Source organism: Streptomyces sp. NPDC001980, assembly GCF_040296885.1.
Taxonomy (GTDB): Bacteria; Actinomycetota; Actinomycetes; order Streptomycetales; family Streptomycetaceae; genus Streptomyces.
In genome coordinates, this window is record NZ_JBEOYD010000008.1 from 153,058 (window position 1) to 178,741 (window position 25,684).

At 73.1% G+C, this 25,684-nt stretch carries 21 protein-coding genes; 10 read left to right on the top strand and 11 right to left on the bottom strand.

The window, feature by feature from the left end:
- Window positions 1-169 precede the first annotated feature (169 nt).
- The 4 genes from ABT137_RS14765 to ABT137_RS14780 form a co-directional block, all read right to left on the bottom strand.
- Window positions 170-2,128 carry a YncE family protein gene (locus ABT137_RS14765; protein WP_351707883.1) on the bottom strand — a complete coding sequence of 653 codons (1,959 nt, stop codon included), beginning with the start codon at window positions 2,126-2,128 and terminating at the stop codon, window positions 170-172.
- 185 nt (window positions 2,129-2,313) lie between these two features.
- Complete coding sequence (locus ABT137_RS14770; protein WP_351707886.1) at window positions 2,314-3,210, bottom strand: aminoglycoside phosphotransferase family protein; 897 nt, start codon at window positions 3,208-3,210, stop codon at window positions 2,314-2,316.
- 86 nt (window positions 3,211-3,296) lie between these two features.
- Window positions 3,297-3,560, bottom strand: coding sequence for a GNAT family N-acetyltransferase (locus tag ABT137_RS14775; protein WP_351707889.1), 264 nt, complete (start codon window positions 3,558-3,560; stop codon window positions 3,297-3,299).
- Window positions 3,557-3,739, bottom strand: coding sequence for a hypothetical protein (locus tag ABT137_RS14780; RefSeq protein ID WP_351707892.1), 183 nt, complete (start codon window positions 3,737-3,739; stop codon window positions 3,557-3,559). The genes ABT137_RS14775 and ABT137_RS14780 overlap by 4 nt, the downstream gene beginning before the upstream one ends.
- Window positions 3,740-4,028: 289 nt before the next feature.
- On the opposite strand from ABT137_RS14780, the gene ABT137_RS14785 reads away from it, so the two are divergent.
- Genes ABT137_RS14785 through ABT137_RS14795 form a run of 3 tightly spaced genes read left to right on the top strand, consistent with a single transcriptional unit; the run spans window position 4,029 to window position 5,548 of the window.
- Window positions 4,029-4,370 (top strand): ArsR/SmtB family transcription factor, encoded by a 342-nt coding sequence (locus ABT137_RS14785; protein WP_351707895.1) that lies wholly within the window; start codon window positions 4,029-4,031, stop codon window positions 4,368-4,370.
- Window positions 4,371-4,373: 3 nt separating this feature from the next.
- The gene (locus ABT137_RS14790) at window positions 4,374-4,880 is read left to right on the top strand and encodes an SRPBCC family protein (protein WP_351707897.1); all 507 of its coding nucleotides are present in this window, start codon (window positions 4,374-4,376) and stop codon (window positions 4,878-4,880) included.
- Window positions 4,880-5,548, top strand: coding sequence for a dihydrofolate reductase family protein (locus ABT137_RS14795; RefSeq protein ID WP_351707899.1), 669 nt, complete (start codon window positions 4,880-4,882; stop codon window positions 5,546-5,548). The genes ABT137_RS14790 and ABT137_RS14795 overlap by 1 nt, the downstream gene beginning before the upstream one ends.
- 76 nt (window positions 5,549-5,624) lie before the next feature.
- On the opposite strand, the gene ABT137_RS14800 is transcribed toward ABT137_RS14795, so the two are convergent.
- Window positions 5,625-6,542, bottom strand: coding sequence for a LysR family transcriptional regulator (locus ABT137_RS14800; protein WP_351707901.1), 918 nt, complete (start codon window positions 6,540-6,542; stop codon window positions 5,625-5,627).
- 100 nt (window positions 6,543-6,642) lie between these two features.
- Here ABT137_RS14800 and ABT137_RS14805 point away from each other — a divergent pair, with 100 nt between their 5' ends.
- Window positions 6,643-7,665 (top strand): NADP-dependent oxidoreductase, encoded by a 1,023-nt coding sequence (locus tag ABT137_RS14805; RefSeq protein ID WP_351707904.1) that lies wholly within the window; start codon window positions 6,643-6,645, stop codon window positions 7,663-7,665.
- 172 nt (window positions 7,666-7,837) lie between these two features.
- On the opposite strand, the gene ABT137_RS14810 is transcribed toward ABT137_RS14805, so the two are convergent.
- Window positions 7,838-10,009: a TerD family protein gene (locus ABT137_RS14810; RefSeq protein WP_351707907.1), complete on the bottom strand. Its 2,172-nt coding sequence runs from the start codon at window positions 10,007-10,009 to the stop codon at window positions 7,838-7,840.
- 197 nt (window positions 10,010-10,206) lie between these two features.
- On the opposite strand from ABT137_RS14810, the gene ABT137_RS14815 reads away from it, so the two are divergent.
- From ABT137_RS14815 to ABT137_RS14835, 5 genes are all read left to right on the top strand, one after another.
- The gene (locus ABT137_RS14815) at window positions 10,207-10,941 is read left to right on the top strand and encodes a hypothetical protein (protein ID WP_351707910.1); all 735 of its coding nucleotides are present in this window, start codon (window positions 10,207-10,209) and stop codon (window positions 10,939-10,941) included.
- Window positions 10,942-11,012: 71 nt separating this feature from the next.
- Complete coding sequence (locus tag ABT137_RS14820; RefSeq protein WP_351707913.1) at window positions 11,013-11,441, top strand: OsmC family protein; 429 nt, start codon at window positions 11,013-11,015, stop codon at window positions 11,439-11,441.
- 243 nt (window positions 11,442-11,684) lie between these two features.
- Entirely contained in the window at window positions 11,685-12,611 is a 927-nt protein-coding gene (locus ABT137_RS14825; protein WP_351707916.1) for a hypothetical protein, read from the top strand.
- Entirely contained in the window at window positions 12,604-14,799 is a 2,196-nt protein-coding gene (locus tag ABT137_RS14830) for a bifunctional serine/threonine-protein kinase/ABC transporter substrate-binding protein (RefSeq protein ID WP_351707919.1), read from the top strand. The genes ABT137_RS14825 and ABT137_RS14830 overlap by 8 nt, the downstream gene beginning before the upstream one ends.
- A 5-nt stretch (window positions 14,800-14,804) precedes the next feature.
- The gene (locus tag ABT137_RS14835) at window positions 14,805-16,919 is read left to right on the top strand and encodes a protein kinase domain-containing protein (protein ID WP_351707922.1); all 2,115 of its coding nucleotides are present in this window, start codon (window positions 14,805-14,807) and stop codon (window positions 16,917-16,919) included.
- A 21-nt stretch (window positions 16,920-16,940) separates the two neighbouring features.
- Here ABT137_RS14835 and ABT137_RS14840 read toward each other — a convergent pair whose 3' ends face one another.
- The 5 genes from ABT137_RS14840 to ABT137_RS14860 all read right to left on the bottom strand — a co-directional run bounded on the left by ABT137_RS14840 (window position 16,941) and on the right by ABT137_RS14860 (window position 24,502).
- On the bottom strand, window positions 16,941-18,848 hold the full coding sequence (locus ABT137_RS14840) for an SWIM zinc finger family protein (protein ID WP_351707925.1): 1,908 nt from the start codon (window positions 18,846-18,848) through the stop codon (window positions 16,941-16,943).
- Window positions 18,845-21,655, bottom strand: coding sequence for an SCO1167/SCO6262 family helicase (locus ABT137_RS14845; protein ID WP_351708390.1), 2,811 nt, complete (start codon window positions 21,653-21,655; stop codon window positions 18,845-18,847). Before ABT137_RS14845 ends, ABT137_RS14840 begins: the two co-directional genes overlap by 4 nt.
- A 98-nt stretch (window positions 21,656-21,753) precedes the next feature.
- Window positions 21,754-22,335, bottom strand: a complete 582-nt coding sequence (locus tag ABT137_RS14850; protein WP_351707928.1) for a sugar kinase — start codon at window positions 22,333-22,335, stop codon at window positions 21,754-21,756.
- On the bottom strand, window positions 22,332-23,477 hold the full coding sequence (locus ABT137_RS14855; protein ID WP_351707931.1) for an ROK family glucokinase: 1,146 nt from the start codon (window positions 23,475-23,477) through the stop codon (window positions 22,332-22,334). The genes ABT137_RS14850 and ABT137_RS14855 overlap by 4 nt, the downstream gene beginning before the upstream one ends.
- Before the next feature lie 287 nt (window positions 23,478-23,764).
- Window positions 23,765-24,502, bottom strand: coding sequence for a GntR family transcriptional regulator (locus ABT137_RS14860; RefSeq protein WP_351708393.1), 738 nt, complete (start codon window positions 24,500-24,502; stop codon window positions 23,765-23,767).
- Between the two features lie 130 nt (window positions 24,503-24,632).
- Here ABT137_RS14860 and ABT137_RS14865 point away from each other — a divergent pair, with 130 nt between their 5' ends.
- Window positions 24,633-25,643, top strand: a complete 1,011-nt coding sequence (locus ABT137_RS14865; RefSeq protein ID WP_351707934.1) for a Gfo/Idh/MocA family protein — start codon at window positions 24,633-24,635, stop codon at window positions 25,641-25,643.
- Window positions 25,644-25,684 lie beyond the last annotated feature (41 nt).

A 25,684-nucleotide genomic window follows, 5' to 3' on the forward strand; every position in this document is an offset into this window, starting at 1 on the left:
GAGGTGAAGGGGAGATGAAGGGCCGGGCACCCGGTTCGACCCCGAGCACATCGCCGAGCGGTACCGGCGGGCGGTCGACGACGCCGAGCCGGGTGTCGTCGACGCGCACTTCAACGGGGCCTGAGCCGCGTTGGACAGCCTCCTGCCCCTCGGCCGGTTCCGGCCTGGGTCAGCTGCTGAAGTAGAAGTAGTTCCAGGTGCCGTACGTGGTGGTGTTCACGTTGTCGCCCGAGGAGGGGTCGATGTACGAGGTGCGCACCCGGGCGCGTACGCCCGAGCTCCCGGGGTGGCCGAGGTTGACGATGGACTTGCCGTTGGTTCCGAGGGAGAAGTACTCGGAGTCCGTGGTGTACCACTTGCCGGCTGAGTAGACCTGGAGGTCCAGGCGCTCCTTGCGGCCCTTGTAGTAGGTCATCGTGGTGGTCAGGACGGCGTCGGTGTTCTTGTGGTAGTAGCGGTAGCGGGTCGAGCCGATCGTGCCGGTGCGGTAGTACTTGGACAGTGAGCTCGCGGTTTTCACGTGTGCGTAGGCGGTGGACTTGGCGGTGCGGCCGGCGTAGCGGGCGTCGCCCTTGAAGACGGCGGTCACGGCGGTGTCGCGGGACATGGTGACGGTGGCGGACAGGTTGCCGTGGGCGTCGGTCCTGCCGGTCTTCAGGAGCTTGTTCGGCTTGTCGCCGCCGTAGGGGTCGGCCCAGATCTCCACCGTGCGGTTGCTGTAGGTGGTGCCGAGGTGGGCCGTGAAGACGACGTTCTTGCCGTAGGCGTACGTCTTCTTGTTGTTGGTGAGGGTCAGAGCGGGTGTGGCGCGGGGGACGGTGACGGTGTCCGAGGCGGATGCCGGGGTGTGCGAGGCGTCCCCGGCGTAGGTCACGGTGTAGCGCACCTTGCTGCCGGCAGGCGGCGCGTCGGTGAAGGAGAACGTGCCGTTCGCGCCCAGCGCCTTGGTGCCGAGCGATGTGCCCGAGGGGGACAGCAGGTCGGTGCGCACGACGTTGAGCGGGGTGCCGGCGGGCAGCTTCAGACCGGTCGTGAGCGTGCCCTTGACGGTGAGTGTCTTGCCGCGCGTGCCGGTGGCCGGAGCGTCGACGGTCAGCTTCGTGACGTACTTGCGCGGTTCGGTGACGGTCTGCAGCTGTCGGAAGTCCGTGGTCCCGGTCAGCACGAACAGTTTCGTGCCGTCCGCCGACCAGGCCGTCGAGTGCCCGCCCCACGGCATCCATGAGTCCGACAGGTTGCGGATGCTGGCGGGGGCGTCGGCGCCGCCGGGGAAGACGTAGGTGTCGCCGGTGTTCTCGGTGTCGAGGGCGGTCGCCGCGACCGTGCCGTCCGGGGCGACGCTGACGGTCTCCGGCTCGTCCTTGACCGGGTACTCGTGCACCTTCTGCAGGTCGGAGAGCCGGTATTCGGTGACCGCCCGGTTGCCCGGCCCGGCCACGACGATCGACTGTGCGTCCGGTGTGAGGGCGCCGTCCCGGTAGAAGCCGCCCTCGTCCGCGGCGACGCGGATGACCGGGGTTCCGGAGGAGACGTCGTAGACGATGATCGGTCCGCTGCTGATGCCGGGGTCCAGGGCGACCAGGGTGGTGGGGTTCGCCGGGTCGGCGAACAGCCTCGGCGTGGTGGCGAAGTCGTGGTCGCCGGCGAGGTCGAGGGTCACGGTGGCCGGGTCGGAGCTCAGGTCGACGCCACCGAGCCCGGAGTCCCACTGGTCGCCGTAGCCGAACCAGATCCGGCCCTCGGTGAGGGCGATCCAGCGCGGCGCCGTCCCGGCGCCGGTCGGGTACTCGGCGGTCTGCGTGAGCGTCGTGGTGTCGAACGCGACGATCTTGTCCGCTCCGGTGACCGCGGCGTACAGGGTGCTGCCGTCCGGGCTCAGCTGGAGATCGGACACCTGGGGCAGGCCGGTGAGCTTGTCGAGCACCTTGCCGTTGTAGCCGACGACGGAGATCGTGTTGTCGCCGCTGATGTAGAGGTGCTGGTGGGCGCCGTCGACGACGGTGTCGTTCACGGTGCCGACGCTGATCGGCACGCTGGTGTCGGCGGCCGCCGGGCCGGCCGTCGTCAGCACCGCGGAGCTGAAGAGGGCTGCCGTCGCGACGGCAGCCGGAAGTGTGCGGAAACGCACGGTGATTCGAACCCCCCAAGGGCGAGTGGCCGCTGTGTGCGGCCTGTACCGGCCCTGTAGCCGGTGAGCGAAGGTTAGGCCGGAGCTCCGACACCCCACGCGGCGCCCTCGGTTCTGTACGGGCAGGCAGGCCAGTTCGGAGAGGGAGCAGGGTGGCGACGGCGAACTGAGCAAAGAGGCGTGCGTCAAACGCCCTTCAGCACACGGTCAAGTGCCGCCCGGCCCACAGGTCCCCAGTTCGGCTTGCCGCCGGGAAGGCCCCGGTCTCCGTTCTGCCCCATGAGCATCAGGAAGAGGCTCTTCATCGCGGCCAGCCCGCGGGCGCGCCGGATCGCCGCCTCGTCCGCATGCGCGTACATGTCGAAGAACCGTGCGGCCGTGCCCGCGGGTAGCAGCACCCATGCGGCGGCGAGGTCCCACGCCGGGTCGCCGGCGAACATCGCCCCGAAGTCGACGATGCCCGAGAGCGTTCCGTCCGAGACGACGACGTTCGCGGGATGGAGGTCGCCGTGCACCCACACCGGCGGGCCCTCCCACGCGTGGGCCGCAACGGCGTCGTCCCAGACGGCCCGGACGTCGGCAGCGATGTCGTCGGGAGCAACGGCCTGGAGGAATTTCTCGAAGCCGTCCGTGCAGTTCCTGGGGTGAGCGCCGAAGTCCGAGCTGATCGGCGCCTCGGCGGGCGCCGGCACGTGGAGCGCCCGGAGGAAACCCGCCAGTGTGTCGGCCGCGTGGGTGCCGCGGCTGATCGAGCCGTGGTCCAGCGGCTCGCCGGGAACCCATGTCATCACGGTCCAGTGCTTGGGGAAGCGCTCGGACGGTTCGCCGAACCGCACCGGGGTCGGCACCGGGAGCGGCAGGCGCGGGGCCAGCACGGGGAGCCACCGCCGCTCCTTGAGCTGGAGCTCCGGGGTGGGGTCCATGCGCTGCATGCGCACGGCCAACTCGTCCCCGAGACGCCACATCTGGTTGCCCCAGCCGCCCGCCACCTCGCGGATGGCCAGCCCTGCAAGGTCCGGATGCTGCTCCCGCAGCAGGTCACGGACCAGGTCTGCGGTGATCTCGATCCCGGTGTCGGTCATGCGAAGTCACAGTACCGAGATGCCCCGCCCCCAAGCGGCCCAGCGTCCCCGCCTTGTCGAGATCCGCGACAACCTCGTCGCCCGGGTCACCGCCGGGCGTGAGTCCCAGGGCTGCCCTTGCCCGTCGGGTGCGTTCGTCGGCGAGGACTTCCGTCCGGCCCGTTTCGACGGCACGAGTCCTGCTCGGCGACCAGGAACTCGGCGCTGCCCGCTGAGGCGGCCTCGACGATCCGCGGGAACGTGGCGTCGTCGAAGACCGCTCGGTCGGGCCGGTAGCTCGTGACGAACCCGCTCAGCAGACGGTAGATGTCGTCGGCGTCCGAGGGCGTGGCGTCGCGGATGGTCGTCATGCGGGGCCGTCCGCCGGGAGGTCGGCGATCGACGCCGTGGCGGCTGTCCGCTCCGGGGGAACACCCGACGCGGCGCAGACCTCCACCGGTCCGGTCGCGTCGGCGTGCCCGTGCAGCGGGAAGGACACGCCGAGCGAAGCGAGGATCTCCGGTGGACCGACGGGTGCGAGAGCCTTCACCTCTCCGAGATTACCTTGCACAGCAAGGGAATTGACCGTACGTCAGGCAGCCCGCAGGGGCGCCACGGTCTCGCTCACGCGTCGCCGAAGCGCCGGCGGAAGTCCTCGGCCAGGGTGTCGCCCGCGGCCTCGGCCAAGCGGCCGACCACCGGGTGCAGTACCAGGCGTCGGCGGCCTCCACGGTCACCTCCGTCCAGAGGTCGTCGTGGCCCCAGTCGTCGTGAGTGGTCACCGTGGCGTGACAGGTGTCCGGCTTGACGCATTCCGATATGGGCATACGATGGCTGCCATGGCACGAGCAGCGACGACGTCGGACGCGTTCAACGCGATCGCCGAGCCGCAGCGCCGGGACATCCTGGCGCTGCTGCGGGCGGGTGAGTGGCCGGTGAGCGACCTGGCCCAGGAGCTGGGGATGAGCCAGCCGCGGGCGTCCAAGCACCTGCGGGTGCTGCGGGAGGTGGGGCTGGTGCGGGTCCGCGAGGCGGGCAAGCAGCGCCTCTACGGTCTGGACGCCCGCGGGCTGCGGCCGATCCACGAGTGGGTCGGTGGATTCGAGCGGTTCTGGAACGAGAGTTTCGACCGGCTGGACACCTACGTGCAGGACCTCAAGCAGACCCAGCAGGAGGAGTGACCGATGGCAGAGGCAGGGCAGGAAACGCGCGCGGAGCCGGCGACGGCCGACCGGGAGATCGTGATCTCCCGGATCATCGACGCCCCGCGGGAGCTGGTGTTCGAGGCGTTCACCGAGGTCCGGCACCTGTCGCGGTGGTGGGGTCCGGAGGGGTTCACCACCACCACGCGGTCCTTCGAGTTCCGCGAGGGCGGGGAGTGGGTCTTCGTGCTGCACGGGCCGGACGGGACCGACTACGCCGAGTGGATCCGCTGGCTGCGGATCGTCCCGCCGGAGCGGATCGCGCTGCTGCACGGTGAGCACCGCGACGACCCGAACGCCTTCGAGTCGGTCCTGACCTTCGCGCCGGACGGCGCGGCGACCCGGATCGTGATGCGCACGGTGTTCCCCACCCGGGAACTGCGCGACGAGGCGGTCGAGAAGTACCGCGCGGTCGAGGGCGGCCGGCAGACCCTGAGCAGCCTGGCGGCCTATGTCGCCGACCTCGCGCGGAAGGGGGCGGAGGGCTGATGGCCGGGAAGGTGTTCTTCAGCGTGTCGATGTCGCTGGACGGCTTCATCGCGCCCGAGCCCGTGCCTGTCGAGGACGAGCTCTTCGCACCCGGCAAGCAGGACGACCCGGACGTTCGGCGCTGGATGGCGCAGTGGACGGAGCTGCAGCAGTGGGTCTTCCCGCTGCGGTTCTTCCGGGAGAACCTGAAGCTGGGCGAGGGCGGCGAGGAGGGCCGCGACAACGACGTCGCACGGGCGACGTTCGAGCGCACCGGCGCGAGCGTCATGGGCAAGCGCATGTTCGACCTCGGCGAGCTGTCATGGCCGGAGGAGGCGCCCTTCCACACCCCGGTCCTCGTCGTGACGCACACCGCGCGCGACCCGTGGGAGCGGCCCGGCGGCACCACGTTCCACTTCGTCGACGACGGCATCGAGCACGCCCTCGACCAGGCCCGGAAGGCCGCCGGCGACCGCGACGTCCGCATCGCGGGCGGCGGCGCGACGATCCTGGAGTACCTGAACGCCGGCCTGGTCGACGAGTTCTCGATCACACTGTCACCGGTGCTCTTCGGCGCCGGCACCCGCCTGTTCGACGGCGTGGACGCGTCCAGGGTCGCGCTGGAGCCGGTCCGTTCGGAGCCGTCGTCGCGGGTGACACACCTGACCTACGCCGTGCACCCACGGTAGCCGCGCCACCACTCCACCCCGGCGACCCCGTTTCCGAGGGCAGTCGAGCGAGCTTTGCTGCGCCCGGGGAACCGGATCAGGCCTCGGCGCCGAGCAGGCCCGTGCCCCGGGGGACCGTGGCCCGCAGTTCCCGCACCAAGGCGCGCACGACGGCGGATCCGACCAGTTCGGAGGTGGTGACATAGCCGACCTGTCGTGTCGGGGGGTTGGGGCCGAGATCAGTGATGCGGAGCGAGGTCGGTGCTCCGGCCAGGGAGAGCGCGGGCATGATCGCCATTCCGTGGCCTCCGCTCACCAGGGAGAGCACCGCTCCGTCGTCCTCGGCCTCGACGGTGGCCTTCGGGATCCAGTCCTGCGCCGCCCACCAGTCGCGGGTGTACGAGCCACAGTTCTCGGCCCAGTCGACCAGCGGCAGCGAACGCGGGGACGCGTGACCCGTCGGGTGCACCAGGGCATACGGCTCTTCGAGGAGCCCCCGCGCGACCAGACCCGGGGGCAGCGGCACCGAGCCGCCCAGTGTGGCGATGGCTATGTCGGCTTTCCCGTCGGCCACTTCGCCGATGGTGCCGCGCCCCACCTCGCGTACGATCCGCACCCGTGGCTCGATCCCGGGGTGCCGGGCGGACAGCCGCTGCAGGACCGGCGGCAGCAGGTGGAGAGCCGCGCTGCGGAAGGCCGCGATCCGCAGCGGCCCCTCGGCGGCATCGGGCCCCGCCGCGCCGCGCGCCTCGGTGGTCAGGACGTCCAGCAGGCGCAGGATGCGGCGGGCGTGCGCGACGGCCTTCTCGCCGGCAGAGGTGGGGCGGGCGCCGGTGCGGCCGCGGTCGAAGAGAACGGCACCGATCTTGCGCTCGCTGCCGCGAACCGAGTGGGAGACCGCGGACTGGGTCAGACCGAGTGTGTCCGCCGCGGCCGAGAACCCGCCGGTGTCCGCGACCGCCACCAGGACGCGCAGTTCGTGCGGGGCGAGATCGGAGTCGGTCGTACGGGCCACAGGGCGCTCACCTCACGGTATGAGAACTGCTCATGGAACGGCGCGACGCATGAGCCCAACCGGCTGCCGGGGCGGCGCATTCCCGCCCTACGGTCCGGGCATGAACGAGACCGCACTCACCGTGCACCAGACCGCCCGCCCGCACGGCTTTCCCACCGTCGGGCACTTCGCCTTCGTCGAGTCCCCGCTTCCCGAGCCCGCGGTCGGCAGCGCGCTCGTGGAGAACCTCTACTGGTCCGTCGACCCGTATCACCGCGAGATGATGGACGACGTGCCCGGCGGCTTCGCGCTCGACGCACCGCTGGAGGGCCGCGCCATCGGGCGGGTCATCGCCTCGCGCACGCCTCGGCTGACCGAGGGCGAGATCGTGTTCCACCGACAGGGCTGGCGCACCCACTCGGTGGTCGTGCCCGGGGAGATCCGGCGGCTGCCCCGCTTCGACCGAGTGCCCCTGACCGCGTACTTGAGCGTCCTCGGCGGCACCGGCCTGACCGCCTATGTGGGCCTGACCCGGATCGCCCGGCTCCGGGAGGGAGAGGATCTGTTCGTGTCGGCCGCGGCGGGCGGGGTCGGCACGGCGACCGGGCGGTTCGCCAGACTGCTCGGCGCCGGACGGCTCGTGGGCAGCGCGGGCTCGGCGGCGAAGGCCGGCCACCTGGTGCGGGAGGTGGGCTACGATGCCGTCTTCGACTACCACGACGGGCCTGCCGCCGACCTGCTCGGCAAGGCCGCGCCGGACGGCATCGACGTGTTCGTCGACAACGTCGGCGGCGAGCAACTGGCCGCGGCGGTGGGCGCGCTGCGCGAGTTCGGACGCGTCGTCCGCATCGGCACGATCACCCAGTACAACACCCCCGACACGACGTTCCCGCGCTTCGACTACGCGGACATCGTGGAGAAGAGCATTCGCATGGAGGGCTTCTTGGTCAGCCACTACCGTGACGTGCAGGAGGAGTTGTACGAGTTCGCGGTGCCGCATCTGCAGAGCGGGCGGCTCGCTCCGGACGAGACGGTCGTCGACGGGTTCGGGCACATCGTGGACGCGTTCCTCGGAATGCTGCGCGGCGAGAACACCGGCAAGATCATCGTGCGCGACCGCACACAGGTCCCGTCCGCAGGATGACACCGGGACCGGCATTGCGGAGCGGCGCCCTCTCCGCACACACGAGAACCGGGAGGCGCCGGGCGGGCGCCTCCCGGTCGAGGCCAACGGCGAGGAAAGCGAAGGAACTCGTTTCGGTACAGGAGTTGAGAAGGAAGCCCCTTCATGGCCTCGCCGTGGGCGACGCTAGCACTCAGCCCGGGATCAGGTCGCGCAGATTTTCGAGGGTGATGATCCGCGAGTCCGGATGCAGTCCCTCGGGACGTTCGAGGCCGATGTACGTCACGGGCTCGCCCGGGACCGGCTCGCCGTTCCACAGGTCGACGGTCGTGGTGTCGCCGGCCATCAGGTCGGTCAGGTACCCCACCGTCAACTGCTCGCGCTCCACGACGGCGCGCACCACCTTCGACACGGACACCTGGTTCTCCTCGACCCGGTTGGCCGACGAGATGCCCTTCAGATACAGGTGCAGCCACTTCGCGTGCCACCGGCCGTCGTCCGCGCGCCGGAACACCAGCGGCAGTGCCACCCGGCCCATCCCGCGCAGCTCCGACTTCATCCGCACGGTGCGCGGCTCGAACGGCCGGCCCTTCTGCTCGCCGTCGCGCAGCATGAAGCCGAAGAACGACTCCTCGACCTCCTCGAAGCCTTCGCCGGCGTAGATGTTGACCTGCGGAACGATGAAGGTGCCGCGCACTCGGTCCAGGGACAGGCTGATGAACTCCGAGGCCCCGTCGGGCGCCTCGGTGACGTCACCCGAATGCTCGCCCCCGACGGCCTTGAGGGAGGTATAGGAGAGCCAGGAATCGGTGCTGTAGTCGGCGTTGAGAAGCAGTGCCGACAGGTCGTAGTCGGTCCGGTGCTCGGTCTCTTTCCAGTACACGAAGAAGCGCAGTTGTTCGCCGTCGACCGCGGAGACCGACCCTCGCGGCAGTACGCCGAACCCGGCCGCGGTCGCCCGGCCGCTGAGCGGAAGCGCCACGTCGAGGACATCGGGGTCGAGCAGCAGCCGGCCCGGCGCCGGGAGCCGTCGACGCATCTCGGCGTCGAGGGCGGCGATCAGACGTTCGCGGTCGGCGGCCGGTACCGGCGGCCGGACGTCGGGGGTCACCCAGGCGCGGCCCCGGCGGTTGACGAAGACCCGCGGTTCGCCGCTCTCACGCGCCCGGTTGTGGAGATGCTCGCGCACCGCGAGCACGACCCGGCCGGAGACGCCGGGAGCGACCTGTACCGCGGCGGCCACCACCGCGTCCCGTTCCTCCTGGTCGGCGGCGATGCGCAGCAGGAGGTCCAGGGCGCGGAACAGCTTGCCGGGAGCGGACTTCAGCAGCGTCACCGCACCGGGGACGTCGAACGCGTCGAGCAGCTGCTCGATCCGGCTGTCGAAGGACCGTGCCTCCTTCTCGCCCCGCGCGACCGCGAACACGTCGGCGGCGTGCGGCCAGCGCGGGTACTCGTGCGGGTGGAGGCGCTCGCCGAGCCGCTTGAAGGGCTCCCGGTGCGCGTGCACGTCGGCGAGCTTGGCGGGGTTCGCGGCGACCACGGCGTCGAGACCCGCGAGCAGTCCCCGGCGCACCGGCCGTGACAGCGCCCGGAACCGGGTCGGCTCCTGCAGCGTCACGTCGCCGCCCGACAGCGCGCAGGCCAGCCGGAGCACATCGGTGACCGTGTCGAGGAGAAGGTCCGCCCCGATGCCGAGCCGGGCCTCGTTGACGACCGCCCGGTTCTCCCGGACCGGGATCGCCTCCGGCTGCGGGCCGAGCGCGCACCGCTCGGCGAGGGTCTTGAGGTCGCGCAGGTCGTCCTCGCCCAGCGGGGTCGTGCTGCCGGCCAGGGCCAGGTACAGGTCCGTGAGTTCGTCGTCCAGGTCCCGGCCGAGGTGCAGGACGGTGACCCGGTCGCCCGCCGAGGCGATCAGTTCGTCCTGCGCCGCGAGCATGTCCTCGTAGGTGTGCTGGTACCGGCCGTACGTGGGCAGGCCGAGCAGGTCCAGCACCCCGTGCCCCAGCTGCGTCAGCACGTTCTCGCGCGCCTTCTCGTCGCCGAGCGCTTTCGCCACGCACCGCATCCAGAACTCTTCGGTGTCCGGCACGTTCGCCGGGAAGTCGATGAAGTACGAGTTGTGCCGGACATGGTCGCCCACCATCTCGCCCACGGTGCGCAGCGTCCGCCTGGCGGTGTGCACGACCGCGGCCTCGGACAGCCCCGACAGCCGCTCCAGCAGCTCCGCCGAGAGCTTGAAGCCCACGGAGGTCAGCGCCGCGTCGAACTGCCGCGCGGCGACGGCTCCTTCCCCGGCGGAGCCCTTGGGGGCGGAAAGGCGGTGGGTGTGCCGGATGACCAGCGATTCGGGACTGTGCGCCATTCGGGGATGATCGCAGAGGTGCGCGAGCCTGTGCACGGGGGTTTCTGTGCGCGCTCCGACGCTGTGCTCACACCCGCCACAGCACGATCACCTCACCCGCGAGCGGCAGTTGCGGGACAGCCCTTGGGCGGATCACGGGTGGGACAACGGCCGAGCCGGTCGGCGGATCGGTGGGGGGTCTCGGGACAATCATGGGCATGAGCGACCGAATGTCCGATGCCGAGAACCGGCTGGCCAGGATCGAGGGGCTGCTGGAGAGCGGCGAGCACGATGTCGTGCCCGCGTGGCGCAGGGCCACCCAGGGCGAGCCGCGGTGGGCGGTGACCGCCGTGATCCTGGCGGCGATCGCCCTCCAGTTGATGCTGCCGCACCGGCTCGCCTTCCAGCCGTACTGGCTCCTGCCGGTCCTGGAGGTGGTGCTGCTGGCCGGCGTCATCGCCGGCAACCCCCGGCGGGTCGAGCCCCGCACCCGGTGGCTGCGGCTGCTGGGACTGGTGCTGATGGGGGTGATCAGCCTGGCCAACGGCTGGTCGGCGGTCCGGCTGGTGGTGGGTCTCGTGAACGGCACCGAGGGCCGTGACGCCGGGCCGCTGCTGCTGACCGGCGGGGGCATCTGGCTGACGAACGTCATCGTGTTCGCCCTCTGGTACTGGGAGTGGGACCGCGGCGGGCCGATGGCCCGGGTCCTCGGCCGGCACCAGTACGCGGACTTCCTCTTCGTGCAGATGCAGAGTCCGGAGACCGCACCACAGGACTGGGAACCGGGCTTCCTCGACTACCTGTACCTGTCCTTCACCAACTCCACCGCGTTCAGCCCGACCGACGTGATGCCGTTGTCGCACTGGGCCAAGATGCTGATGATGCTGCAGTCCTCGGTCTCCCTGGTGACGGTGGTCCTGGTGGTGGCGCGGGCCGTCAACATCCTGCAGTGACGGCGGGACGACAGAAACGGCGGCGACGGCGGTGACAGCACCGACGGCCGGGCTGCCTTAGGTTCGTCTCCATGAGCGAAGACTCCTTGCGCCTCGTCACGGTCGAGCGCACCGGCACCGGCCGTTTCACCGCCACGAACGCCCGCGGCGGCACGCTCGCCTTCGGCACCGGCGACGGCACCGAATTCACCCCGGTCGAGCTGCTGCTCGCCGCGATCGGGGGCTGTACGGCGGCGGACGTCGACGTGTCCACGAGCCGTCACGCGGAGCCGGCCACGTTCACCGTCACCGTCAGCGGCCACAAGGTGAGCGACGAGGACGGCAACCGGATGGCGGACCTCGCGGTCGGCTTCTCGGTCGCCTTCCCGGAAGGCACGGCCGGCGACCGCGCCCGCGCGATTCTGCCCCGGGCGGTCGCCGTCTCCCACGACCGGCTGTGCACGGTCAGCCGCACGGTCGAGGCGGGGACGCCGGTCGCCGTGTCGGTCGAGGACGTCTGACGTTCGTCGCCGGGCCGGGTCCTGCCGCGTGGCTGCGTGGGCGTGACAAACGCGTCGTCAGATGCCGGCGGAGCGGTCAAGGGATGACACCCCGCACGGCGGACTGTCACCGGCTGATGGCCAAGGGGTTACCGTTCGACCCAACTCACTTTCCAGTGGGGCCAGTTGACACAGGTTGGCGCTAGCGTTCGACCTGCGGCCACCAGGGGAGGGCCGTACAGCGGTCTGCTGGGGGTGAGCGTGATGGGGCGGGGACAGGTCCTGTCCGCGGCGGCGGTGGCACTGCTGCTCGCGGGCTGCACGAACGGCGGGCACGACGACGCCGGGGCGACGCCCAGGGACACGGCCGGGGGCAGTTCGAGCACGGCGGGCAGTTCGAGCACGGCGGGCAGTTCGGCTGCCTCGGGGGGCGCGAGCGCCTCCCCGTCCCCGTCCAGCCAGCCGTACACGCTGGCCGAGGCCGTCGCGCCGAAGACCCGGGCCGAGGCCGTGGCGTTCGTCCGCGGACTCACCGTGCAGTCCGACTACTTCGGCACCGGGTACCGAAGACGGGACCCGTACGAACTGGGTCCGGCCGACTGGGCCGTGCTCGGCGCGGACTGCCTGTGGCGCCGGGAGGCGCTCCCGTCGACCGTGCTGGCCAGTCTGACCAGGTCGTTCGTCCGGCCGGGCACGGGCGGCTCGGGAGCGGTGTACGTGTCCCTCACCGTCACCGTGCACACCTCGACCCGCCAGGCCCGGCGGGACATGGCGTCCTCGCTGGAGGAACCGCTGCGCTGCCCGCAGGAACGGCTCAACGCGACCGACACCGTGCGGGGCATGACCTCGCGCGGCGATCCGTTCGGCGAACAGCGCACCGCCACCACGGACGACGACCTCACCGAGTACGGCGAGTACGTCGTGGACGGTGACACGAAGGCCCGTGACTTCGACTGGTACAAGCACCGCCTCGGCCCGGTGACCGTGGCCGCGACCGTGCGGCACGCCGCGGGTGAGAGCGAGAAGGAGCAGACGGCCCTCACCGAGGCCGCGCTGACGGGCGTCGGCTATGTGACGGCGAACGTGGACCGCTACGGCCGGGACCGGGCCTCGGACGCCCCGTCCGCCAGTCCGTCCGCCAGTCCGTCCGCCTCTTCGTCCACCGAGGTGAAGGGAGCGGGCGATGAGTGAGACGCTGCGGCCGTCCGACCCGTCGTCGGTCGGGGGTTTCCGGCTGCTGCGGCGGCTCGGCGCCGGCGGCATGGGGGTGGTCTATCTGGGCCGCTCCGCATCGGGTGCGCTGGCCGCCGTGAAGGTGATCCGCGCGCAGGGCGCCGCCGACGACGGCTTCCGGGCCCGGTTCGCGCGGGAGGCGGAGCTGGCGGCCCGGGTCGACAGCCCCTGGGTGGTGCCGGTGCTCGGCGCGGACGCCACGGCCCAGGAGCCGTGGCTGGCGACCGGGTTCGTGGCGGGTCCCTCGCTCGCGGAGGCGGTCGCCGCGCACGGACCGCTGCCGCCGTCCGCCGTACGCGTGCTGGGCTCGCTGCTCGGCGAGGCGCTGGCCGTCGTGCACGCGGCGGGACTGGTGCACCGGGACGTGAAGCCGGGCAACGTGCTGCTCGCGGTCGACGGGCCGCGGCTCATCGACTTCGGTATCGCGCGGGCCGCCGACGACACCGCCCTGACCGCCTCCGGCATGGTGGTCGGCACCCCGGGCTTCCTCGCCCCCGAGCAGGCACGCGGCGAGGCGGCCACCGCTGCGAGCGACGTGTTCGCGCTGGGCTGCGTGCTGGCGTACGCGGGCACGGGCCGCCCGCCGTTCGGCACCGGCGCCCCGGACGCGCTGCTCTACCGCACGGTGCACGACGAGCCCGACCTCGACGGCGTCACCGGCGGGCTCCGCGGGACGCTGGACGCCTGCCTCGCCAAGGACCCCGGCGAGCGACCCGGCGCCGCGGACCTGCGGCTGCGGCTCGCCGAGGATTTCCGGCTGCGGCCGCCCACCGCCGACGCGGCGCAGTCGCCGTCGGCCTGGTTGCCGGACCCGGTGGCCCGGATGGTGGCGGCCCGGGCGGCGGAGAGCCTCGCCCTGCCGGACATCGAGCCCACGGTGGTCGACGACCCCGGCACCGGGCAGCCGGCCCGCCCGTCCCGGCGGCGTCTGCTGCTGGCCGGGGGCGCGCTGCTACTCGCGGGCGGCGGAACCGGGGCGGCGCTCTGGGCGGCGGGCCGCGACGACGGATCGGGGAAGAAGACGGCGGCCCGGCCGTCGTACGTGCTCGGGCTGCAGGTGACGAAGAGCGGGGCGGCGGCACCCCTGGCGCGGGCCTGCGAGCGGGCCGCGCGGCTGGCCGTCGCCGAGCACAACGCGACCGCGGGCCGCGCCTTCGACCTGGGCGTACGGGTCCTGGACGACCACGGCACCGTCGACGGAGCCACCGCGGCCGCCCACGAACTGGCCGCGGACCGGGCCGTCGTGGCCGTACTCGGCCCGGTCACCGAGCTGACGATGCGGGCGGCGTCGCGCGTCTACGCGTCGGCGAAGCTCACCCATGTCAGCAGCACCACGGGGCAGAACGACTACTACGTCTGGTCGCCGACCGTCACCTTCCAGACCGGGGTGGGCCATCAGGCGGCGGGCACCGCGATCGCCCTGCAGGCGCTGCTGAACGGCCTGGGCGCACCGGCGGGCATCGTCATCGACCGCTCCGGGGGCTCCGTCGAGCACGACCAGGGCAGTCTCCTGGTCAACCAGTGGCGGGAGTCGCTGCACGCCCAGGTGGTCCCGAAGGTCGTCGCCGAGGACACCGACGACGCCCCGGCCGCCGTCGCCTCCGTCCTCTCCCGCAAGGTCCACGACTTCGTCTACCTGGGCCCGCTGGACGCGACCGTCCGGGCGGCCCGCCAAGTGTCCGCGGCCGGCTTCACCGGACCGCGCTGGATGTCCCATCTCCTCTACGGCTCCGACTTCCCGAAGCTGGCGGGCGCGGCGGGCGAGGGCTGGTTCGTGGTGACGCCCGTCGTCGACGCGAGCGTTCTGAAGACGAAGGCGGCAGAGCGGTTCACGGCGGCCTGGCGGAAGCGGTACGGCGGCGTCCCGGACCCGTACGGCGCCGAGGCGTACGACAGCGTTCGGATGGTGCTGCGCGAGTTCGCCAGGACCGTACCGTCCGGCGGCGGCCGCCCCGACCGGCTCGCGCTCGCCCTGCGGCTCCACAAGGCCACCTACCAGGGCATCGCACGCACCTACGCCTTCAACCAGTACAACCAGTTCAACGCCGACGCCCGGACCATGGGCGGTGAGACCTACGTCCACCAGGTCCACGACGGGCGGTTCGTGCAGGTCGGGCCGATCCTGGCCAAGCAGACGAAGGGGTAGCGGAGTTGGAGCGGCTCCAGCCCGCCGACCCGTCCTCCGTCGGCGGTCACCGGCTGGTGGGGCGGCTCGGGGCCGGCGGCATGGGCGTGGTGTACCTGGCACGTTCGCCGCACGGTGCCTGGGTCGCGCTGAAGGTGATCCGCGAGGAGTACGCGGGAGACCCCGGCTTCCGGGCCCGGTTCCGCCGCGAGACCGAGCTGGCGGCCCGGCTCACCAGCCGCTGGACGGTACCCGTGCTCACGGCCGACGCGGACGCCCGCGCGCCCTGGCTGGCCTCCGCCTACGTGCCCGGCCTGCCGCTGTCCGAGGCCCTCGCGCTGCACGGCCCCTGGCCTCCCGGCCCGGTCCGGACGCTGGGCGCCGCCCTCGCCGCGGCCCTGGACGACGTGCACCGGGCCGGTCTGGTCCACCGGGACGTGAAACCGGCGAACGTCCTGCTCGCCGCGGACGGACCGCGCCTGATCGACTTCGGCATCGCCCGCGCGGTGGGCGCGACCGCACTCACCACGGACGGCTCGGTCATCGGCTCCCCCGGCTACCTGTCACCGGAACAGGCCCGCGGCAAGGCCGTGGGAGCGCCCAGCGACGTCTTCTCGCTGGGCTGCGTGCTCGCCCGTACGGCGACCGGACGGCCGCCGTTCGGCACCGGGGGCGCGGCGGCCGTCCTGTACCGGACGGTGCGCGAGGCCCCGGACCTGACCGGCGTCCCCGAGCGCCTCGCCCCGATGCTGCGCGCCTGTCTGGCGAAGGAGCCCGGCGACCGCCCCACGGTGCCTCAACTACGTGCTCACTTGGGCGAGTTCACTGCGGAGTCATGGCTGCCGGAGGGCCTGCCGGCGCTGGTCGCGGACCGTGCCGCGCGCGTCCTCGACCTGCCGGTGCCGGAGCCCACCGCCCTCTCCGGGGTGCCCCTCGCCGACGCCCCACCCGCTCCGTCCCGGCGCCGGCTGCTGATCGCGTCGGCGGCGGTCGGCGTCAGCGCGGTCGGCGGCGGCAGCGCCTGGTGGCAGTGGGGGCGGTCCGGGACGCCGGGGTCCGGCAAGGGCCCGCTGCCGACCCGTACGATCGCGCTGCTCGGCGACCTGTCCACCGCCGCCGTCCAGGCCCAGGCGCGCGGGGCGCGGTTGGCGGTCGACCAGCACAACGCCCGCTCCGACCGGACCTTCGACCTGGCCCTGCGCATGGCCGACGACCAGGGAACGGCGGTCGGTTCGGCCGCCGCGGCCGCCCGGCTCGTCGCCTCCCGCGAGGTGTACGCGGTGGTCGGCGCCGGCACCAACACGACCGTGCCCGCCGCCGTGCCGGTGTGCACCGCGGCCGGGCTCTGCCTGCTCATCATCCGCGCCGACACGGACGCGCTCGATGTCACGAACACCACCAGCTCCCTGGTCCTGCGCAGCAGCCGCACCGCGGGGCCCGGCGCCGTCGTGAAATATCTCAACCGGGTGGCACGGCCCGCCAGGACCGTCGTCGTGTACGACCTCACCGACGCCGACGAGGGCGAGGCCACCGTCCGGGGCGCCACCGTCTTCGGGATGCTGAAGGTGGGCACCGTCGAGGTGGCAGAGGTCGCCAAGGACGCCGGCTTCACCGACATGGCCCACGGCCTCGCCGCCCACCCGGACACGGCCGTCCTCTTCGCGGGCGGCCTCCCGGCCCGCGCCGCCGCCTGTGCCGAGGCCCTGGCCGACACCGGGCACCGCGGGTTCCGCGGCGGCGACGAACACATCCTCGGCACGCCCTTCCTGAGGGCGGGCGACGGCTGGTGGATCAGCACCGGGTACTGCGACCCGGCCACCGACCCGAAGACCCGGGCGTTCGCCGCCGCCTACCGCACCCGTTACCGTACGACTCCGCCACCGTGGGCGGCCGAGGCCTACGACGCCGTCGGCTACGCCGCCCACGGCCTCGCGGCGCCCAGCAGCGACGAACGCGAGTCCCTGCGCGCGGAGTTGCTGCGCAAGCCCTGGCAGGGCATCACCCGCAGGTACAGCTACGAGAGCCAGACCCAGTACCTGGAGACCGGCCAGGACGGTGGGTGGTTCCTCTACCGCGTCGAGGACGGCCGGGCCCGGTTCGTGGCCCGGCACGACGACATCGGGAAGAAGAAGACGTCGTAGGCCTCCCGTGGGGCGGCGGGCCTAGAAGTCCTCCGCTGCGCCGAGGCCGGTCAGTGCGCCCACCGGGTCCAGGTCGGGGGTGCCTCTGGGCCACCAGTCGTCGTGGCCCGGCTCCGACTCGTAGGCGTACCAGAGGCCGTCGCGGCCGAAGCGGAGCTGGAGGTGGCCGCCGGGGTGGGTGAGATGGTTGTGCCACGGCCGGAAGGCCGGGAGGTCGGCGGCGAGCAGCAGCGGCCGGGCCCGGTCGAAGCGGCCGGCCGGCGGGTCCCAGGGCTCTTCCAGTACCGCCAGCCCCTCAAGGCCGCCCTGCCGCCAGGCGGCGACCGCGCGCGCCAGGTCGCCCGGGGTACGGCCGACGGCGTCCGCGAGCGTGGCGTAGAGGGCGCGGGTGGACGCGGTGAGGCCGGATCCGGGGCGGGCCGCGGCGAGCCGCACCGCGTCCTGCCAGAGGGTCAGGTCGCCGACCGGGTCGTGTCCGGTGGCGAGCAGGGCGTGGGCGCGGGCCGCCGCGTCGGTGGCCAGCTGGTCCAGCGCGAACGGGTCCGGGCCGCCGGGCACCCCCGGATACACCGGCGGCTGCTCGGGATGCGCCGGAACCGGCAACGGAGGTGGCAGCGGCGGGAGTTGACGCGGCACGAGGGCCTCGGTGGCCCGGACGCCCGGCAGCGCGGCCGGCCGCCGCTCCCGGGCCGCGCGGGCGGCGTTGCGCCGGGACAGCGCGTCCAGCACCTCGCGCTCGCCGCGACCGCGCAGCAGAAGCAGCACGAACGGGTCGGCGTCCAGCAGCCGCGCGGTCTGGTAGCAGAGGGCGGCCGCGTGCTTGCAGGGGTGACCGAAGTCCGGGCAGCTGCACCGGGGTTCGAGCTCACCGGGCCCCGGCAGCAGCGGAACCCCGCTGTCGGCGAGGGTCTGCGGCAGCTCCTTGTCGAGCAGCGCGGCGATGTCGGCGGGCCGGTCGGCGGCGGCCTCCAGCAGCCGCTCCCACTCGTCCTCGCCGAAGGTCCGCAGCCGCAGCTGCACGCGGTACGGCCGGGGCCGGCTCCCCTGCACGTAGGCCAGGACCAGTCCCGGGGTCACGGTGATGGCGTCCACGTGCCCGCGCTCGGCGTAACCGCGTCCCCGCGCCAGCCGCTTCACGTCCAGCGCGCCCTCTTCCAGCGCCCGCACCCAGGCGTTGCCCCACCAGGTCGCGGCGAAGTCGGAGGCGGCAGCGGAGGTACGGGGCGGGAGGGAGGGGAAGGTGCGGCGGAGTTCGGTGTCGCGGTGGGGGGTGGCCATGGTGCGCGGGAGGTGGGGGGTGGCGATGGGTGCGGGAGCCGGGGGATCCGGCTCCGGGGGGTCGGTGACGGCCACGGAGTCGGGCTCGGGCGCGGGCTCGGAGGTTTCCGGCTCTGCCTCGTCCCTCGGCATCCGGAACGCGGTCGCCAGGAACTGCTTCAGGTCACGGGCGGTGCGACCGCGAGCCGCGGACGCCGGGGCCGGCGAGGGCGACGGCGAGGGCTGTCGCCGTACCGGGCGGGCCGGGGACTGTTCCGGAGCCTCCGCCGCAGCCGCCTCCTCAGCCCGCCTCGCCTCCGCGCGCGCCGCACGCAGCGCCTCCCTCGCGACGTCACCGGGACGGCTGCCCGGCCGGACGGCAGTGGACGCGCCGGTGTCGGCCTGGTCGACCCGCTCGGCAGCCTGCTCGGCCTGCTCGGCAACCACACCGGCCTCGGGCTCGGCGTCCCGCCTCTCCGTCTCCTTCGCGGCGGCGGTCACCCGCAGCGCCAGACGCGCAGCGTCCCCCAGCCTCGGCACCCGCTCCGCCCGTTCTCCCTCTCCCCCGTCCGGAGCCACCCCGTCGCCCCCGGTCTCCGGCCCGCGCCCCCGCGCCGCCCGCAACGCACGCCGTGCCGCGTCCCCGGGCCGCTGCTCACCCGCGCCGCTCATGACGTCCTCCGCAACGACACCAGGTCGGACAGCTCGCGGTCCGTCAGCTCGGTCAGGGCGGCCTCGCCGGAGCCGAGGATCGCGTCGGCGAGGGCCCGCTTCGCCTCCAGCATCTCGGCGATGCGGTCCTCGACGGTGCCCTCGGTGACCAGGCGGTGCACCTGGACCGGCTGGGTCTGGCCGATGCGGTACGCGCGGTCGGTGGCCTGTTCCTCCACCGCCGGGTTCCACCAGCGGTCGAAGTGGACGACATGGCCGGCCCGGGTGAGGTTGAGGCCGGTGCCCGCGGCCTTCAGGGACAGCACGAGGACCGGGGTGGCACCACTCTGGAAGCGGTCCACCATGCGCTCCCGCTCCGGCACCGGGGTGCCGCCGTGCAGCAGGTCGACCGGGACCGCGCGGGCCTCGAGGTGTGCGGTGATCATGCGGGCCATGCCCACGTACTGCGTGAAGACGAGCGCCGAGCCGTCCTCGGCGAGCACGGTGTCCAACAGCTCGTCGAGCAGGGTGAGTTTGCCGGAGCGGGCGGCCAGGCCCTCGATGCGGGGCTCCTCCTTGAGATACAGCCCGGGGTGGTCACAGATCTGCTTCAGGGCGCCGAGGAGCTTGAGCACCAGGCCGCGGCGCGCGATGCCGTCCGCCGTCTCGATGGTGAGCAGCGACTCGCGCACCACCGCCTCGTAGAGCGCGGCCTGCTCGCGGGTGAGCGGGACGGGGTGGTCGGTCTCCGTCTTGGGCGGGAGTTCGGGGACGATCCCGGGGTCGGACTTCTTGCGGCGCAGCAGGAAGGGGCGGACCAGGCGGGCCAGCCGGCCCACCGCCTGCTCGTCCTCACCGTTCTCGACGGCGCGCGCGTGCCGGGCGCGGAAGGACTTGAGCGGGCCGAGGAGTCCGGGGGTGGTCCAGTCGAGGAGGGCCCAGAGCTCGGAGAGGTTGTTCTCCACGGGGGTGCCGGTGAGGGCCACGCGCGCGGGGGTGGGGATGGTGCGCAGGGCTTTCGCGGTGGCCGAGTAGGGGTTCTTGACGTGCTGTGCCTCGTCGGCGACGACCATGCCCCAGGGCTGTTCGGCGAGCCTGGCCGCGGTGGCGCGCATGGTGCCGTACGTGGTGAGGACGAAGCCGCCGTCGAGGCCGTCCAGGGTGCGGTCGGGGCCGTGGAAGCGGCGGACCGGGACGCCGGGCGCGAACCGGGCGATCTCCCGCTGCCAGTTGCCGAGCAGCGAGGCCGGGCAGACCACCAGGGTCGGCTCGGTGCGGGCCCGCTTCAGGTGCAGGGCGATGACGGTGATCGTCTTGCCGAGGCCCATGTCGTCGGCGAGGCAGCCGCCGAGGCCGAGGGAGGTCATCAGGTCGAGCCAGGCCAGGCCCCGGAGCTGGTAGTCGCGCAGGGTGGCGTGCAGACCGTCGGGCGGCTCGGCCGGCTGGATGCCGGCGGTGAGGCGGTCGCGCAGGGCCGCGAGGACGCCGACGGGGACCGCCTCGACCCGCTCGCCGTCCACCTCGGCCTCGCCGGTGAGCGCCACGGAGAGCGCGTCGACCGGGTCGAGCAGGCCGAGTTCGCGCCTGCGCGCCTTGCGGACCAGGGCGGGGTCGACGAGCACCCAGCGGTCCCGCAGCCGTACGACCGGGCGGTGGGCCTCGGCGAGGGCGTCCATCTCGGCGTCGCTGAGCGGGTCGCCGCCGAGGGCCAGCTGCCAGCGGAACTGGAGCAGTTCCTCGCTCTCGAAGAAGCCCGTGCCGTCGGTCGCCGAGCCGGGAGCGGGCCGGACCACGGCCGCCGCGGTCAGGTCCTGGGCCAGGTCCCGGGGCCAGTGCACGGCGACCCCGGCCGCCGCGAGCCTGGTCGCCGCCACCCCGAGCAACTGCCCCAGCTCCTCCTCGGAGAGCGCGAGCACGTCCGGCACGTCCTGCTCCGCCAGGCGGTCCAGCGGCGGCCACACCCGCGCGGCCCGGCGTACGGCCAGCGCCGCGTCCACGCGCGCGCGGGGACCGAAGGCGGCGTCGGAGGCCCCCGACCACAGCGTCGCCGCGTCGGTCACCAGGGTGGGGTCGGCCAGGCTGTGCACCTGGACGATCGCCGCGCCCGCGCGGTGCGCGCCCTCCCCGTCGTCGAACAGGTCGTACGCCGACAGGTCGAGGCGCAGCGAGATCCGCACGCCCGCGTCCATGCCGGCCGCGACCTCCGCGGCCCACTCCTGGGCGTCGGGCAGCCGCTGGGCTTCTCGGGCGGCGAAGGGCCGGCCCGCGGTGTGCGAGGCGGCCGGGGTGCGGGGCAGGGTGTCGGCGACGGCGTCCAGGAAGGAGCGGACCAGCGCTTCCGGCTGGGGCAGCAGGAGCGGGCCGGGGCCGGGCAGCGGGACGGCGTGGCCCTCGACGGGCAGGGCGGCGGCCACCGCGCGCAGGTGGGCGATGTCGGCCGGCTCCAGGGGGCCGGCCCGCCAGGCGTCGTGACCTGCCGGGGTCAGGCCGGGCAGCAGCCGGCCGCGGGCGGCGAGCCGCAGCGCGTGCAGGGCGGCCGCGCCCCAGCAGGCGGTGGCGGGGTGGGCGGCCGGGTCGCGGCGGGCCCGGACGAGCAGCGGGAGGGCGGCGGCGAGCGGCAGGGTGAGTGCGGGCACCTGCCGGCGGCGGACACCGGTGGCGCCGTGCCGTCGTACGACCGTCAGCTCCTCGGTCGCGGCGGCGGGCAGCGGGTCGCCCTCGGGGTCCCAGAAGGCGATGCGGCCCTGGCGGGGGAGGTCGGCGGGCAGGTAGACCGCCGCCAGGCGCACCGGTACGTCCGCGTCGGCCTCGGCCGTCGTGCCGCCCATACGTTCTGCCACCTCCCGCCCACCTGTCGGATCAGACGTCTTCGACTGTACGGGCGGGGTCTGACAGTCGGCCCCGGCGACCGGCCGGGGGGCCGCCGCTACGGCACGGTACGGGAGACGACGTAGATCATCGGGTAGTTCGGGTCGGCCGTGTTCACGACCACGTCCTGGGTGGGCGCCGGGTTCTTCTGCTTGTGCGTCAGGCCCGACCAGGGTCCGGGGCCGGTGAACGTCCAGCCGGTGATCTTCTGATCGCGGGAGCTGATGCTGATGTCGTCCTTCTTGAGCGCGTCCCGGTTGACGCCCATGCCCTCCAGGAAGCTGTCCAGTCCGGCGCTGTTGGTGCGGAACTGGACGTAGAGGCGGCTGGTCTTCCAGTTGTTCGTCTCGTAGTACGCGATCCGGTCGGCCGGGTGCGGGACCGGCACCTGGTAGAGGCGCCGCTGCACCTTCGACGGCCAGCCCTCGGTGAGGCCGGTCGCGGAGTACTTGGACTCCTTGTCCTTGCCGCTGTTGCGGCTCTGGTTGGCGGAGATCACGAGATAGCCGGCCGGTACGCCGATGAGCAGCACGATGATCAGCAGCGTCAGCGCTCTTCGCTTGGCCTTGTGCCCCGGGGTCTCGGGCGGGCGCTGCGGTTCCTCCGGGGACGCGGCCTGACGGGGCAGCGAAGCGGTCATGCGGTGTCCCGGGTTCGGCGGGCCTCCGCGAACCGCTCGTAGCGCTCGTACCGCTCGACCCGGCGCCGCTTGGCGCGCCGGAACCGGCGGGCGACCAGGCGGGCGAGGTCGGCGGCGCCGACCATGCCGGCCTCGGGGCCCAGCTGGGCGCGCGCGATCCGGGCCTCGGGGCGGTAGCCGCGGCCGGTCAGCTGACGCTTGAACGCGTCCCGCGCGGGGCCGATGAGCAGGTCGTCGGCGGCGCTGACGCCACCGCCGATCACGAAGCAGGAGGGGTCGAGGGCGGCGGCGAGGTTGGCGATGCCGACGCCGAGCCACTGGCCGATGTCCTGGAGCAGCTCGATGCACATCGCGTCGCCCTCGCGGGCCAGCTCGGTGATCATCGGGCCGGAGATCTCGTTGATGTTGCCCTTGACGTGCTCGATGATCCCGTACGCCACCGGGGAGTCGGCCGCGGCGAGCTCCTTGGCCTCGCGGACCAGCGCGTTGCCGGAGCTGTACTGCTCCCAGCAGCCGCGGTTGCCGCACGGGCAGCGGTGACCGCCGGGCACCACCTGCATGTGGCCGAACTCACCGGCGACGCCGTACTTGCCGCGCTTGACCTGGCCGTCCTCCAGGATCGCGCCGCCGATGCCGGTGCCGAGCGTGATCATGACCAGGTGGTCCTCGCCGCGGCCGGCGCCGAACCGCCACTCGGCCCAGGCGGCGGCGTTGGCGTCGTTGTCGACGAGGACGGGCACGGCGAGCCGGCCGGCGAGGCGGTCGCGCAGCGGCTCGTTCCGCCACGACAGATGGGGGGCGAACAGCACGCGGTTGCGGTCGGCGTCGACCCAGCCGGCGGCGCCGATGCCCACCGCGTGCACGTCGTGCCGGTCGGACAGGTCCAGGACCAGTTCGACGATCGTGTCCTCGACGACCTTCGGGCTCTTGGACTTGTCCGGGGTCTCCGTGCGGAGCTTCTCCAGGATGTTGCCGTCGGCGTCCACGACGCCCGCCATGACCTTGGTGCCGCCGATGTCGATGCCGACCGTGGGCACGCGGGGGGCCGTCAGGTGGGACCGGCGCTCCCTGGTGCCGACGGTTCGCAGGACCGGGGCTCGGCGGGAGCCGATGGGGGCGGTGAGGTCGCGGTAGGTGCTCATCGGGCTCGATTCTGCCGTACGCGTGCGCGTAGTGCCGTTCGGGGGAGATAAGGAACGGGTGCGGCGCCGTTGCCGGGTGCGGGTGCGTGGGGCTGGTCGCGCCCACGCGGCGGAGCGGCAAATCTATACAGACCCGCGCCCCTGACCTCGCTGCAGTTCGTGGCGTAGACCGTTCAGGTCGCTGCCCCTGCCCGCTGCCGAGTCAGCTGTCCCCCACCACACGCGGCCATCGCGATGCCCACCCGGGGTCATATTGTCCGGACATTACGACCAGAACGGTGTCGCCGTCAGGACCGTACGAGCAGCTGGAACTCGAAGGAGTAGCGGGTCGGGCGGTAGATGTGGTCGCCGAACTCGACGGCACGGCCGGTGTCGTCGTACGTGGTGCGCTGCATGGTGAGCAGCGGGGCGCCCTCCGGCTCGGTGAGCCGGTCCGCCTCGGCGGCCGTGGCGCCGCGCGCGCCGATGGACTGGCGGGCGCTGTGCAGGGTGATCCCGGCGGTCCGCATGAGGCGGTACAGGCCGGTGGCCTCCAGCTGGGCGGTGTCCAGGTCGAGCAGGCCGGGCGGCAGGTAGTTGGTCAGGTAGGCCATCGGCTCGCCGTGTGCCAGCCGCAGCCGTTCGATGCGGTGCACCTCGGCGCCCTCGGCGACCCCGAGCGCGGCCGCGACCTCGGCGGACGCCGGGACGACGGTGTTGACCAGCACGTTCGTCGCGGGGCGCTGGCCGGCCGACTCCAGGTCGTCGTAGAGGCTGCTGAGTTCCAGCGGGCGCTTGACCTGGCTGTGCACGACCTGGGTGCCGACACCCCGGCGGCGGACGAGCAGACCCTTGTCCACGAGGGACTGGATGGCCTGGCGGACCGTCGGGCGGGACAGGCCGAGCCGTGCGGCGAGCTCGATCTCGTTGCCCAGCAGGCTGCCGGGGGTGAGCGAGCCGTGCTCGATCGCCGCTTCCAGCTGCTGGGCGAGCTGGAAGTACAACGGCACCGGGGAGCTCCGGTCCACACTGAGGTCGAGCGTCACGGTCGGGTCCACATCTGGTTTCGGCACGGGGCCGAGCGTATCCCCGTGACGGGTTGACGGGAAGTTGTGTAGTTCGATTGTCCGGACATACGGATTGACAGCGCGCGGGGTGCACCAGCACCTTGTTCCCATGCGCATCGGGGTCATCGGGACGGGCCGCATCGGCACCATTCACGCGAACACGCTCAGCCGTAATCGCGAGGTCGGATCGCTGATCCTCACGGACGTGGATCCCCAGCGGGCCCTGGATCTGGCGCACCGGCTCGGGGAGACGGCGGCGCCCGGGACGGACGAGATCTTCAGGTGGGGCGTGGACGCCGTGGTGATCACCGCCGCCACCTCGGCCCACGCCGACCTGATCGGCCGGGCGGCCCGCTCCGGGCTGCCGGTCTTCTGCGAGAAGCCGATCGCCCTCGACCTGCCGGGCACGCTGCAGGCCCTGGCGGAGGTGGAGAAGGCCGGGACGGTGCTGCAGATGGGCTTCCAGCGGCGCTTCGACAAGGGGTACGCCGGTGCGCGGGAGGCCGTGCGCTCGGGCCGGCTCGGGCGGCTGCACACCGTACGGGCGCTGACCTCCGACCAGTCCCCGCCCCCGCCGGAGTGGCTGCCGCTGTCCGGCGGGCTGTTCCGGGACACCCTGATCCACGACTTCGACGTGCTGCGCTGGGTGACCGGCCACGAGGTCGTGGACGTGTACGCGACCGGCTCGGACGCGGGGCCCGCGATGTTCCGCGAGGCCGGTGACGTCGACACGGCCGCGGCGGTGCTCACCCTGGACGACGGCACGCTGGCCACGGCGACCGCGACCCGGCTGAACGGCGCCGGGTACGACGTGCGGATGGAGCTGGCCGGCGAGCGGGACACCGTGGTGGTCGGCCTGGACGACCGTACGCCGGTGGCCTCGACCGAGCCGACCGGGCCGCCGCCCGCGGACAAGCCGTGGCCCGGCTTCCTGGAGCGGTTCGGGCCCGCCTACGAGGCCGAGCTGTGCGCCTTCGTGGACGTGGTGCGGGGCCAGCTGGCCAACCCCTGCGACGGGCGCGAGGCGCTGCAGGCGCTGCGGATCGCCGAGGCCTGCGAGATCTCCCGGCACGAGCGCAGACCGGTGGCGCTCGCGGAGATCCCGGCCCGGCCGGCCTGAGCGGCCCGACCCTGCCCGACCTGTCTGACCGGCCCGCCCGG